This window comes from Pedobacter sp. MC2016-24, from assembly GCF_015223055.1.
In the GTDB taxonomy this organism is placed as follows: domain Bacteria; phylum Bacteroidota; class Bacteroidia; order Sphingobacteriales; family Sphingobacteriaceae; genus Pedobacter.
Genome location: NZ_JADFBX010000004.1, coordinates 564,391 through 578,035, shown reverse-complemented (window position 1 = coordinate 578,035; position 13,645 = coordinate 564,391). Strand labels below are relative to the sequence as shown.

8 protein-coding genes are annotated in these 13,645 nt (G+C 42.9%); all 8 read right to left on the bottom strand.

Annotation, left to right across the window (positions count from 1 at the left end; translation table 11 throughout):
• The coding region (locus IM797_RS13370; RefSeq protein ID WP_304622289.1) for an MBG domain-containing protein at positions 1-5,402 on the bottom strand (5,402 nt) is incomplete at its 3' end.
• A gap of 485 nt (positions 5,403-5,887) precedes the next feature.
• Positions 5,888-6,262: a hypothetical protein gene (locus IM797_RS13365; RefSeq protein ID WP_194127621.1), complete on the bottom strand. Its 375-nt coding sequence runs from the start codon at positions 6,260-6,262 to the stop codon at positions 5,888-5,890.
• A 39-nt stretch (positions 6,263-6,301) separates the two neighbouring features.
• Positions 6,302-7,420 carry a cellulase family glycosylhydrolase gene (locus IM797_RS13360; RefSeq protein ID WP_194127620.1) on the bottom strand — a complete coding sequence of 373 codons (1,119 nt, stop codon included), beginning with the start codon at positions 7,418-7,420 and terminating at the stop codon, positions 6,302-6,304.
• Positions 7,421-7,446: 26 nt separating this feature from the next.
• Positions 7,447-7,824, bottom strand: coding sequence for an AraC family transcriptional regulator (locus IM797_RS13355; RefSeq protein WP_194127619.1), 378 nt, complete (start codon positions 7,822-7,824; stop codon positions 7,447-7,449).
• Between the two features lie 2 nt (positions 7,825-7,826).
• Complete coding sequence (locus tag IM797_RS13350; RefSeq protein ID WP_194127618.1) at positions 7,827-8,279, bottom strand: protein-disulfide reductase DsbD domain-containing protein; 453 nt, start codon at positions 8,277-8,279, stop codon at positions 7,827-7,829.
• Between the two features lie 65 nt (positions 8,280-8,344).
• The gene (locus IM797_RS13345) at positions 8,345-9,757 is read right to left on the bottom strand and encodes a TlpA disulfide reductase family protein (RefSeq protein WP_194127617.1); all 1,413 of its coding nucleotides are present in this window, start codon (positions 9,755-9,757) and stop codon (positions 8,345-8,347) included.
• Between the two features lie 61 nt (positions 9,758-9,818).
• Positions 9,819-12,101, bottom strand: a complete 2,283-nt coding sequence (locus IM797_RS13340; protein ID WP_194127616.1) for a zinc-dependent metalloprotease — start codon at positions 12,099-12,101, stop codon at positions 9,819-9,821.
• A 174-nt stretch (positions 12,102-12,275) separates the two neighbouring features.
• Positions 12,276-13,643, bottom strand: coding sequence for a RagB/SusD family nutrient uptake outer membrane protein (locus IM797_RS13335; RefSeq protein ID WP_194127615.1), 1,368 nt, complete (start codon positions 13,641-13,643; stop codon positions 12,276-12,278).
• Positions 13,644-13,645: the final 2 nt, after the last annotated feature.

Below are 13,645 nucleotides of genomic sequence, written 5' to 3'. Positions count from 1 at the left end.
CTGCTGCTTACCGATAAAGTCGTGGTTTGCGAAGCCTCAGGACCAGCACTGATACCTGTTAAGGCCACATTCTGAACCGTACGGTTGTAGCAAATTGTCTGGTTGGCAATTGCTGCAAGTGTAGGGATCTCATTCACGTCAGTCAGGTTGATGCTGATTACTTTATCCAGGAATAAACCATATTGCGTGGTTGTTCTCACCCGAACGCTGTATACAGCTTTGGTTTCATAATCCAGCACCGCTGTGGTGTTGATCCTGTTTCCGCTGATCGCGAAAGATGCATTATCCGTATCACCGGCCCCGGCTACCAAAGTATAGGTAAAGGTTGCAGAAGCATCCGGCGAAGTACTGCTCAGGGTTCCGGCATTGGCACCAGCAGCAGCATTTTCATACAAAGTTACCGCAGCTAAACTGATGTCTGTAGGTGCACCTGGTTTTACTTTCAAATTACCAGCTACATAACTGATGCTGTAGTTTGCCGCAACTGCGCCACTGGCCGTAATTGGATAATCACCCGGTACGCTGTTTAATGTTGCTGTGGTTGCTATAACCGCTGGCGTAGTCAATACAGCAGCAGTTTCATTGTTTGCAAAACCAGCATAACTCACTGTTAATGTTGGATTGGCTGTTCCGGCAAATTTCTCTTTGTCGTCAGCAGTGATGGTCAAAGCTTTAGCCGTTACGGTTAATGTACCATTTGGATTGCTAACCGTATAGTTTCCTATTTTATTACCTGGGTCAACAACTGTTGCCACAATCGGGTAAGTGGTTACGCCTGCTGTAGCTACCGCACCAGTACTTGTTCTGGTAACGGTAATGTTGTCACCGTTCACCAAACCCGTAATTGTTCCGGCAAAGTCGGTACCGGTCAACACCTGTCCGTAAACTTTAGCACGGTTGGTATTGGCAATGGTCAATTGTTTAGCAGCTACAGTAAGTGTAGTGCTTGCAGTCGTCTGCGCGTACTTGCCGCTTGCAGCCTGAGTTGCAGTAATGGTCGTCGTTCCAGATTTAATCAGGGTTACGGCATTACCAGATACAGAAGCTACCGTAGGATCACTACTGGTATAAGTAAATGCACCAGTACTGTTGCTGTTCGGTGCAGTGATGTTGAAGTTGGCATCACCATAAGTTTTGCTGATTGCAGTAAAACCACTGATGGAAGCAGGCTCCAGAATGGTCACATTCTTCAGCACGTTACAACCGTTCGCATCGGTTACCGTTACCGTATAGTTTCCGCTGGCCAGACCTGTAGCTGTTGCAGCAGTTCCGCCAGTTGGCGACCAAACGTAGCTGTAAGTACCGGTTCCCCCAGTCGCAGTCACCGTTGCAGATCCGTTTGCGCCAAGCGCTGTGCTTACATTGGTTTGTGTAGTTGAAGCTGTAATTGCAGTTGGCTCAGTGATGGTAAAGCTTTGTGTAGTCTGACAAAGGTTGGCATCTTTAATGGTCACTACGTAAGTTCCGGCAACCAGGCCAGTCGCTGTTGCAGCAGTTCCGCCAGCTGGCGACCAGCTATAAGTATAAGGTCCAAATCCACCAGAAACAGCTACACTAGCCGATCCGGTAGCACTTCCATTACAAGCCACATTGGTTTGTGATGGCGTCACCGCAAATGCAGCAGGCTGAGTAATGGTGATGGTTTTAACGATAGAACATCCACTTGCTGCAGTGATGGTTACATTGTAAGTACCCGCGGCAAGACCAGTTGCTGTAGCCGCTGTTCCACCTGATGGTGCCCATGAATACGTATATGGCCCAGGAATACCTGAAGGACTTACAGTAGCGGTACCTGTATTGCTGCCGTTACATAAAACATTGGTTTGTGAAGTAGTCGCTACCAAAGGCGCAGACTGTGTAATGGCAAAATTCTGTGTTTTGATACAACCATTGGCATCAGTGATTGTACAAACATAATTTCCTGCAATAAGGCCAGTCGCTGTTGCAGCTGTTCCTCCGCTAGGAGACCATGAGTAAGTATATCCCGGAGTTCCGCCAGTAACGCTTACTGTTGCAGATCCCGTTGCAGTTCCATTACATAACACATTGGTTTGTGATGGTGTAACCGATAAAGGAGCTGAAGGACCACCGACAACAACCGTAGCCGTACCCACACACGTATTGGCATCTGTGATGTAAACGGTATAAGTTCCTGCAGTTAATCCTGTTGCAGTTGCAGCCGTTCCTCCTGAAGGAGACCAGGCATAGGTATAAGTTCCGGTTCCGCCAGTTGCCGTTACAGAAGCAGATCCGTTAGATCCACCAAAGCAGCTCACACCAGTTGATGTAGTTGTCGCTGTAATTGCAGTTGGTTCAGTAATGGTAAAGCTTTGTGTAGCCTGACACAGATTGGCATCTGTGATGGTTACGGTATAAGTTCCGGCAGCAAGACCAGTCGCAGTTGCGGCAGTTCCGCCACGCGGTGCCCAGCTATAGCTGTAAGGTCCGCTTCCACCGGTCACAGTTACCTTAGCCGTACCGTTAGTACCACCATTACAAGACACATTGGTTTGTGTTGGTGTAACTGCAAGTGCTGCAGGCTGAGAAATGGTAATGGTTTTAACAATTGAACATCCACTTGCAGCAGTGATGGTTACATTGTAAGTACCCGCGGCAAGACCAGTTGCTGTAGCTGCTGTTCCACCTGATGGTGCCCATGAATACGTATATGGTCCGGGAATACCTGAAGGACTTACAGTAGCAGTACCGTTATTGCTACCGTTACAAGTTACATTGGTTTGTGAAGTAGTCGCTACTAAAGGCGCAGACTGTGTAATGGCAAAATTCTGCGTTTTGATGCAACCATTGGCATCAGTAATTGTACAAATATAATTTCCTGCAAAAAGGCCAGTCGCTGTTGCAGCTGTTCCTCCGCTAGGAGACCAGGAGTAAGTGTATCCCGGAGTTCCGCCAGTAACACTTACTGTTGCAGATCCTGTTGCAGTTCCATTACAAGCCACATTGGTTTGTGATGGTGTAACCGATAAAGGAGCTGAAGGGCCACCTACAACAACCGTAGCAATACCCACACACGTATTCGCATCTGTGATGTATACGGTATAAGTTCCTGCAGTTAATCCTGTTGCAGTTGCAGCCGTTCCCCCTGAAGGAGACCAGGCATAGGTATAAGCTCCGGTTCCGCCAGTAGCCGTTACAGAAGCAGATCCGTTAGATCCACCAAAGCAGCTTACACCAGTTGATGTAGTTGTCGCTGTAATGGCAGTTGGTTCGGTAATGGTAAAGCTTTGTGTAGCCTGACACAGGTTTTCATCTGTGATGGTTACGGTATAAGTTCCGGCAGCAAGACCAGTCGCAGTTGCGGCAGTTCCGCCACGTGGCGCCCAGGCATAAGTATAAGGTCCGCTTCCGCCGGAAACAGTTACCTTAGCCGTACCGTTAGAGCCACCATTACAAGACACATTGGTTTGTGTTGGTGTAACCACAAAAGGTGCAGGTTGTGAAATGCTGATGTTTTTAACGATAGAACATCCATTGGATGAAGTAATGGTTACATTGTAGTTACCTGCAGCAAGCCCAGTTACCGAAGCAGTGCTTGCGCCTGTTGACCACAGATAAGTATATGGTCCAGGTGCACCAGACGGCGTTACGCTTGCAGTACCAGTACTGCTGCCGTTACACAAAACGCTGGTTGTTGCGGTAGTTGCTACCAGGGTATTGGTGCTGGTGATGCTAAAGTTTTTGGTGATGTTACAGCCATTCGCATCGGTAATGATCACGCTATACGAACCAGCTGCCAGACCTGTAACGCTTTGGGTAGTCGCCCCACCAGGAGACCATAAATAAGTATAAGGAGCAGTTCCGCCACTTGGGGTAACCGAGGCTTGCCCGCCTATAGTACAAGTTGCATTAATCTGAGCGGTACTGGCAACCAAAGCAGCAGGCTGTGTAATGGCAAAATTCTGACTGGTCGTACAGCCTTTTGCATCGGTAATCAAACAGCTGTAATTACCTATAGCAAGGCCGGTAGCTGTTGCTGCCGTACCTCCTGATGGTAACCATACATACGTATAACCCGGTGTTCCACCAGTAACATTTACAGTGGCCGTACCAGTGGCAGTTCCGTTACAAAGCACATTGGTTTGTGATGGCGTAACAGATAAAGCTGCTGAAGGTCCGCCTACAGTAACTGGAAACTGTTTCGAGCATCCATAATTATCTGTTACAGTAACGGTATAATTTCCTTGCTGCAATCCGGTAGCAGTTGCCGCTGTCCCGCCTGATGGAGACCAGGAATAATAAAAGCCACCAGCTCCGCCGCTGGCTGTTACACTAGCCGATCCATTAGATCCGCCAAAGCAGCTCACAGGAACAGATGAAGTAGTCCCAGTAATTGCTATTGGTTGTGTTATGGTATAAGTTTGCGTAGTTTGACAAAGATTGGCATCCTTGATGACTACCGAATAGGTTCCGGCGCCAAGGTTGCTCAGTGATGAGGTTGTTTGCCCACCTGGAGACCAGGTATAGGTATAAGGTGCGGTTCCACCTGTTGGCGTTAACGCGATCGAACCGGTCTGGCTTCCATTACATGCGATATTGGTTTGAAGTGCTGTAGCTGAAAGTATTGCTGGCTGTGTAATGGTAAAAGTTTGGGTTTTAACGCATGAAGCAGCGTCGCTCACCGTTACGGTGTAATTACCGGCATTAAGTCCGGTTGCTGTTGCAGCCGTACCAGCTCCTCCTGTCCAGGAATAAGTGTAAGGCGCAACACCACCGGTTACCGCAACCGTGGCTGTACCATTAGCAGCGCCATTGCAGGTCAAATTGGTTTGTGAAGGTGTAATTGTCACGCAGTCATTGAGCACCAGTCCAGAATCCTTTACCCAGGTAAAGGCATCCAGACCGATATATTGGTAGGCCCCACCTGCAGTAATCTGGAGTTGGTCTATAATGATGTTTGAATAATTCTGACCATTCAGATTGGTCATATCAATCAAGGTGAATCCATTGGTTACACCTAGTGAAGTTGCAAACCCGGTAGTTTTGGTTTGTGTAAATTTGGTGATCCCGTTTAACTTACCAGTTATGGTAAGCGTACCTGCAACATTTTGGTTTAAGGCGTTAGTAGACAAAAACACCCAAAACCTGTTCACTTTAAACAGATTTGAGGTTGTTTTGATACTAAAAGACGGTGATGCAATAAGGGCCGTACCAGTATTGTCAATATACCTATTGTCAGCAGTCGTTCCGCTCCAGCCCGTACCTGGAAAATTGGCCTGGATATCAAATGTTGTGTTGTGCGACAAAATATTGAATATCACACCATTATCAGTAAAGCTGGTTGAGCTGTGAGACTCCGTTTCAAAGACCTCGGTAGAGGTCTGAGCCCGGAGTGTTCCGACCAGGAACATCAAAATAATTAATAAAAAGTAGTTTTTTTTCATTCGTTTTACATCATAAATTAAATTAATAAGAAATTATAAGGTGACATGATCGCGTACAAGGGAATTAGCTGGAATTCAACCAGTCTGGGGCAATAGCAATTGATAAAATCGAAAAATCCCCGTAGAAATAACAGGGCACAATAACGGATGTTAGAGCTAGAGAGCGCATATTGTTTATAGAGACGATCAAATTAATGCAAATTATGTAAAAAAGTATGACTCTGTCAACCCGTTTTAATTAAAAACTATAAACAATTTACATAATGTGATAAAGATCATTTTTTTTATGATCTTATTATTTATGAAGCATTAAGCCAATTTCTCTTTATTGTTAAAAAGGTTATAGGGAAGATGCTGATCGAAACTCAGCTTGAAGAACGCTTAAACGTTATTTTTAAAATAGTATACATGAAAAAGCGGGGCAGTAACCAGCTACCCCGCACCAAATAAAACTTAATGAAAAAAGAGCGCGTTAATATCTTTAATTAATTCACATCCGGCATTACGCCTTTGCCCAAACGCAAAATGTCAATCCTTCTAATCAGCTCAGTCAAGCCCATGAACAGGTTCTTGTAAGCCCTGATCAAGCGTTCCCGCTCAAATTCATCCATGCCATGTAACTCATCTCCGTCTTTTACAATCCGGAGTTTGGTGAGTAAGCGCTGGCCTTCGGCGGCATGAAAATCAAGCGCGTAAGTCCAGCCCAGGGCTTTATAATGCCAGACTCCACCCAGTTGGATGGTTATCCGTTTGTATTCTTCTTCTAAAAAAATAAAGTTTTCTTCTTCGCTCAGGTCAAACTGTTTGCCCGCGTGGAGGTCAAAAATTAATTGACCTAATCTTGCAAATTCATTGTTCATTTTATGTGTTGTCGTTGTTGTTGTTGTCGTATTGTTGTCTCAATTCGCCTTTGTCAATTGTTTGATCAAATCCGTTTCTTTCGCGTCAAAGGCTGTCCCATCCGGTCGCAGGATGTCATGAAACCACAATTTCGGCTCGGCCGTAAACTGCCCGCTCCAACTCTGCCATGGATAATTGGTCTGGGTTTTACCTGCTACAAAACCCCAGTTGATCGCCCCTACTTTATACTTCTTTGCTATTGGCAATACCGCTTCAAAAGTGCTGCCTGTATTCCTGGCCATATACTCTGTACAAATGATCGGGCGGTTGTACTGCTGCAGCCATTTCACACGCATTTCAAATTTATCCCCGCCCCTGTAATTGTGAAAAGTAATGATGTCCGAATTGTCCAGCATCAGTTTCTGGCAGGTCGTTAAACTATCACGCACCGACCAGTTCGAATCCTGCCAGATCGCAGCCGTCAGCGGCTGGCTCGGCGAAGCCGACCTGGCCCAGGCAAAGGATTGCTCCAGCAAGGGCAGCACCAAATCCAGTTTAGCTTTTTCACTTAAATCTTCAACAGGAAACAGTTTCCTGCTGCTGTGCTCCGGCTCATTCCAGATGTCCCAGCCCAATATCCGCTTGTCGTTTTTAAAGTGGCCAACCACTCCTTTTACGTAATCTTCCAGCCTGGCATACTCGGCCGGGTTTTGCAAAGCAGCAATGCCCGGGCTTTGCAACCAGCCCGAATTGTGGGTATGTGGTTTGGGTGCATTTTGCTTACCCAGTTTAGGAGCCGGATCCCAGCAGCTGTCAAACAGCACAAACAGGGGTTTGATATGGTGAATCTTACACAGGCTTAAAAAGGCATCCATGCGCCCGAACAGACCTTCTTTATCCTGTTTATATAATAAGTCGTGTAAAAACACCCTTTGGGTATTCATCCCCAGGGCTTCTGCCCAGGCCAATTCTTTTTCTATGGCTTTCAGATCAAAGGTTTCTTCCTGCCAAAACTCCAACTGGTTAATGGCGTAGGCCGGGGTATAATTGGTGCCCACCAGCCAGGGCTGCCTGGCGTACCAGGCATTGGCCTGTGCTTCCGTCCAACGGGTGTTTTGCTGGGCAAAAACCCCGGCTGTACAGAGCATGAATAAAAATAATATGAGTTGTCTTTTCATTTCTCGTTGCTTAAAATGTATTGGGGTTATAAATTCACTTTTAAGTTTCCACCGTCCAGGGTGACACCATCCAGTTTGGCATGTAACTTCCTGAACATGGTGGGTGTCAGCCCGGTTTCTCTTCTAAAAAAGTGGGTAAAGCAAGCCGGATAGGCAAAATTGAGCTGGAAGGTAATTTGCCTCATGTTATTCTCCGTACAAGACAACAGGATTTTGGCTTCTTTCAACAAATATTGCCGCGCCAGGCCCGGCACGCGTTTACCCAGGTTTTCTTCGGTAATGTTGTTTAACAATCCCGCAGGAATATTCAACAGTTTTGCATAAAATGCGGCGCTCCGCTCTTCCAGAAAGTGCCTTTGAATCAACCTGTCCAGGTCTTTCAATATTTTTTCTTCGTTGATCATATTTAGTTTACAGGGATGGAAAAATTGAATTCATCAGGTGGCAGGCATTGTGCTTTGGTACAGGCCATAAATTCCAGCTTTCCTTTTATTGTAGTCTGTTTGGCTGTGAGTTTAACCTTTTGCTGAAAGGTGACGGTCTTTTCAAAATAGTCTACCTGGATACCGAAGTTTTTATCAAACACAGCTAGTGGTTTGGGTTCTGCTATTTTGCCAACCAGTATGTATGCTTTGGATGGGCTGAACTTAAAACTGGTTTTCAACGGCCCGCCATCTTTTTGGTAAGCAGAGTAAATGTGCCAGCTTTCTTCAATATCGGCTTTGAGTAATAACGTTGCTTCGCTATCCGAAGTTTTCTTAGCGGAATAGCTCCACTTTACGGGTTTTAAAATCTGGGCTTTGGAATGCATTGCCCAAAGCAGTGGCAAGACCAGTAAAGTGATCAGTTGCTTTTTCATATGTTTTGTTTTTGTTTTCTTAAGTAGTTCCGCTCCAAAATTGGAGCGGAACAGGTGAGCGTTGTTTATTTAGAAGGAGTATCTTTGTCTGCAATATTAGATAATACGATTACTTCAATTTCCCGATCTTCGACTTTGATGTCCAATCCGTTTCTTCTAAATGCGGACTGCCATTCTATAATATTTAATGGCTTATTAATTGCCTTGTCTTTCATGCATTTTAAATGCATTTTATCTAAATTGATCTTGTCTTCTCCTAAACCTGTTTCATTATAAATTGGAGGAGCAACTAAAAAAACATCGATTCCAACGCCAATTGCCAGAATAAATTTATCTATTGTCATGTTTTGTATACCTTCCAAATATTCCTTATCTACTTCATTATCGTACACTAATTTAGACGGAATATTAACCTGCTGAGCATTAGAAACAACTGGTCCATTGCCTGATTTTACAATAATCCAGGAAGGGATCTTTTTCTTAATTATGCGTGCTTTAAACTTGAATGCTTTATTAAAATCCTCCAGCATCTGTTTTCGGTAAAACAAACTATCCAGCATACCTGGTGAAGAAAACTTTACATCATAAAAATAGTTATTTCCATTATCATTCCATTCATAACTAGGCTGTATACCATTTTTTACCTCTTCAAAATAATGCAAAGGTCTATAAATTGAATCTTTTGTTTCAATAAACATATAATTGGGGTTCATGTAGGGAAAATATTGTCTGTGCATGGAGAGGATATCAAGATAATGAGAAAAAAGTACACACTTAGATTTATATAATTTCATCATACCAGGACGAAAACTATAATAATCTGCTTCTGTGCCACCTCCCATATCATATTGTTTGATAATAATTGATTGATAAGCAATATCACCTACGCTATTTTCATCTCTTTTTGAAACCGATGTATCTTCCAATACATCTTTTTCTACCTTCTCTTTTAAGTTAAGTGTTTTAGTACGGAAATACTGAGATATATTTTGTTCTGTAACTTGATCCCCGTCTGTAATGGCAAGAATCTTTCCGTTTTCACTAATCCAGACTTTTGTTGAGAGCGTCTGAAATGGAAACATCCGGCCTAAAATATTATCTTCTACAACAGATGGAAAAATAAATTTTTTATAAGCAAAATACTTAGCTGCCTTTTCCGCAGTTTCATCCCGATAGGTTCCATCAACGCCAACTACAGCAATCTTATTCCCGAATTTCTTCTGAAATGCATTTAATCTCTGAAGTTCGTCGACACATGGAGAACACCAGGTAGCCCAAAAATCAAGGATCAGTAATTTTCCTTTAAAATCTGAGAATTTAGCGGTTTTGGAAGAATAATTAATCATTTTCCCAAGAACCATATTCTGATTTACGATATCGCCTTTTTTCAATACAACAGGATCTGCCTGAGCAAATAAAATACTACCAGTTATTAACTGGATAAAAATTAAAATAAAAATTAAGGTTTTCGGTTTCATTATGGATATATTATAAGTTAATCATTTTGTGTTAAGGGTTGACTTGGAATTTAGAATTGTTTCATTTTAGCCTTTCTTTAAGGTCTGACAAATGTTTTTGAGTTTGAGCATCTCTTATGTTAGGTAGCGCAGTGGCAATAATGGTATGGAGTGCTTTAAGCTGTGATTTGATCTCAGAACTGATATCCAGGGTAAGGGGATTGGATTGACCATAAGTACTTTTTTGAGGGGCAATCAGTACCTGCATTTTCTCCACAAACAGCTTTTGAAGATCACGCCTGGGCATAGAAATAGGTTGCATCAGCTTAACTTCACTAAAAAGACCTGTTTGAAGTTCAGTCAGCATTTCATTTAAGGTGTATGCATTTTGCCCATCATTTGCCTCAAATTTCAGCAGGGTATTCAACGTATTTGTACTTAAAATTCTTCCTAATTCCAAACTTTGCTGCTTTCCAATAGCCTCAAGCCCACTTTCTCCTATCTTATCAAATAGTTTATGATTCATGAGCCACTCGGGTGTAGAGAATAGTTCCTGCTGTAAAAAAGCCATTGCTCTTTTCTGTATTGCTTTAGGTACAAATTCAACAGCAGCTCCCTGTTGATCTGCTGTTAACTGATTATAATACGTCCCGCCAATATTTGCTCTTGCAAAAGAAGTGTATGCCCCAAACTGGTCAAGTAACTGCAAATACATTTCCTTTGTTTTCTCAAAATTCTGCCCTTCCTCATAAGTCCAATCCAGTAAATTGGGTAAGATCCGTTTTAGGTTCTTAATTCCATATCTTCCTGCAAGCATAGCATCATCTCCCAGATCAATATTCAGATTCCGGGGATCATCAGGACCATTCTCAGGACTATGACGCAAGGTGATATTCTGGTTCGTCCTTTCCAGCACCAGCTTGTTTAAAACAGGCTGTTCTTTGGTATTTTCCGGAAACCACCTGTATCCCCACTCCACTGCCCATTCATCATATGCTCCTATCCGAGGTAAAATACCGGGTTCTGTAATTCCATCCTCAGGCTGGGCCACATAGTTGAATCTGGCATAGTCCATAATTGACGGGGTATGACCATGTGCTTCTACCCATGTTTTATCTCTCAACTTTTCTACTTGCACGGTAGAAGACGCAAGATAATTATGAGGGAAGCCAAGCGCATGACCAACTTCATGCGAGCTGACATAGGCTATGAGTTTTCCCATCAGCTCATCATCAAAAACGGGTTTTCGTGCCCTGGGATCAATGGCTCCTGCTTGTATGGTGTACCATTTTTGAAGGATACTGGTGATATTGTGGTCCAGATTGGCATGAGATTCTATGATCTCTCCGCTTCTTGGGTCATGAACATGAAAACCGCTTCCATTGGCCATTGCTGAAGGCACCCAGATCATGGCACTGTGTTTAGCATCTGCTATACTCCAGGAAGCGTCATTTTGTGGGGCCTTTAATGCATAAATGGCATTTTTAAATCCGGCTTTTTCGAATGCCTTTTGCCAGGCATTGATCCCTTTCATAATATAAGGCGCCCACTTTGCGGGAGTAGTAGGGTCTATATAAAACACAATCGGCTTTTTGGGCTCTACCAACTCCCCGTTAAGGTAACGAGAGATGTCTTCTGGTTTGGGTTCCAATCTCCACCTTGTAATCATTCTGACTTTTTTAACACCATATGGGTTAATACTATAATCAATGCAATCGGCAGTATAATAACCGATCCTGTCATCAGCCATACGAGGTTTCATTGGTATTTTAGGCAGTAATATCCAGGAGCTATTAAGTTCTACCGTAGCAAAACTAGCTTCCACAGGTGGGGGTGGATAGACCAGAGCTGTTGATGGAATTCTGGAATAGGTTTTCGCCGCTTTGATCTCTACATTCTCTGAAAAGGATTGAACCGTATCTACAAAAGACTTATCTGGCTGGAACGATCCCAATCTATACCCCCGCTTTTCTTTTTCTCCGAAAAACAACAGGTCATTATCTCCTTTGATCAGATCGCTGACCTCAATCAATACAGAATGTTGCGAAGTTTGTTCTTTGTTGTCAAAAGCCATCACAATGGCCTGGGTATTGGATTGCAGGATCGATTGATGCATCGTATTCAAACTATCTCCCGGTGGTTCCAGATAAGAGATCTGCTTCAGGAATATTTTCCCACGAGGCCCTTTCTCAAACCTGATCACCTTTTCACTGATAATGTCCATGGCATAGCCGCCCCCATCTTCTGGCTTACGCAATTGAACCCCGGATTTTAAGATCCGGTTTACCACCAGAATATCCCTTCCCAATAAGGTATCCGGAATTCTGAAAAAATACTTTCCATCTTTTATCTCTATGAAAAGCATCTTATTTTGAAACGGGGTTTTTCCTATATTAATTGGTTTCAACCTGTTAAAATCGATTCTAACATTTGCCTTTACCGGTTTTTCAATAAAAAAGCATCCAATATTCATCAATATGATCAAGAGGAATCTACACATTACACTATTGGAAATATTAAGTTTCATTTGCGTGCTGTTTTAATAATTTGGGTTCTGCGTTAAGTTTGGATCGTTTCTGAGTTCACTGGCCGGAATCGGGTATAAAGCAGCAGAAGGTTTCCAGTTTGGTTTTGCGGCACTCATTACTGCATCTATCCGCTGTGTTCTTTTTAGATCAAACCACCTATGCCCAAATTCCGTGTTGAGTTCTATACTTCTTTCCTTTTCTATTGCATCAAGCAATTCACCTTTTGTCTCTTGCTGATAATCCAATAAACCTGCTCTCCTTCTAATAAAATTTAGATCTTCCCTCGCTCCTTTCAGGTTACTCCCTAATTGTGTCCTTGCTTCGGCTCGGATCAGATATTGTTCTGCTAACCTGAAAACGACCAGATATTCTGGTTGTAGGCCTACCGTTGAACTCAACTTTCTGTATTTATAAGGATACAAATAGGTTACTCCACTAATTGCTATGCTCTTCATCCAACTATTCTTCCTTTGATCGCCTATTTCAATGGCGTTTTGAAAGGCAGACGTATAAAAATAATTTGCTTTAGTTGCACCAGAGCCTGTTATAAGCCGTTTTGCAATATCAGTGTAACCATCGGTATTCGCAATTTGAAATATCGTCTCCTTGCTGGATTTCAAGAAGGTTTGGTCTATGGATTCTAACTGGTATAGAGTGGGATTGTTGATGAGATCAGTTGACTGGATTTCAGCGTTAGTATAATCTTGCTGATACAAATAGATCCTGGCGAGAAGTGCAGTTGCAGTACTTTTATTTATCCGTGCCCGATCTGCACTTGCATAGGTATTTTTAAGCAAACTCTGGGCATCTTTAAGGTCAACAATGATATGCTGATAAACCAGGTCTGTAGATTTCCTAAATGCAATTGAAGTAACCTTTACGTCTGTTGTAGTAATCAAAGGCACACCACCATAGAAATTTAATAGTTCAAAATGCGTGAAAGCACGCATAAATTTAGCCTCACCAAGCAATTGGTCTTTAACTCCTGAGCTTAAAGAATTACTGGCCTGAACGCCTTCAATAATAGAATTGGATTGGTAAATAAGGTTATAAAAATTATTCCATTGAATTGAATTATAGGTTTCATCAGACTTTAATGAATTGGTATTAAAACCAAGTCTACTTACGTCACTGGTGTTTAGTTCATCTGAAGAAAGGGAAGGCAATAGCATATTTGAACCGTCAAATGCGTTAAGAAAAGTAGCGTACAGCCCAGCTAAAGCACTGTTAGCTGAAGCATCAGAACTGAATACTTTACTGGCTACACTTTCGTTGATGGGTGCATCAATGGCAATCATTTTTTTGCAGGAAAAAAAGAAACTAGCGCCGATTAGAATGAGTAGCTGTAATGATATATAATATATGTTGAAGTTCTTCATAT

What these genes read in the sequence shown, in the direction of transcription:
- IM797_RS13345 (WP_194127617.1), bottom strand. Translation starts at nt 9,757, where the DNA reads ATGAAACCGAAAACCTTAATTTTTATTTTAATTTTTATCCAGTTAATA.
- IM797_RS13355 (WP_194127619.1), bottom strand. Translation starts at nt 7,824, where the DNA reads ATGATCAACGAAGAAAAAATATTGAAAGACCTGGACAGGTTGATTCAA.
- IM797_RS13360 (WP_194127620.1), bottom strand. Translation starts at nt 7,420, where the DNA reads ATGAAAAGACAACTCATATTATTTTTATTCATGCTCTGTACAGCCGGG.
- IM797_RS13350 (WP_194127618.1), bottom strand. Translation starts at nt 8,279, where the DNA reads ATGAAAAAGCAACTGATCACTTTACTGGTCTTGCCACTGCTTTGGGCA.
- IM797_RS13335 (WP_194127615.1), bottom strand. Translation starts at nt 13,643, where the DNA reads ATGAAGAACTTCAACATATATTATATATCATTACAGCTACTCATTCTA.
- IM797_RS13365 (WP_194127621.1), bottom strand. Translation starts at nt 6,262, where the DNA reads ATGAACAATGAATTTGCAAGATTAGGTCAATTAATTTTTGACCTCCAC.
- IM797_RS13340 (WP_194127616.1), bottom strand. Translation starts at nt 12,101, where the DNA reads ATGCTTTTCATAGAGATAAAAGATGGAAAGTATTTTTTCAGAATTCCG.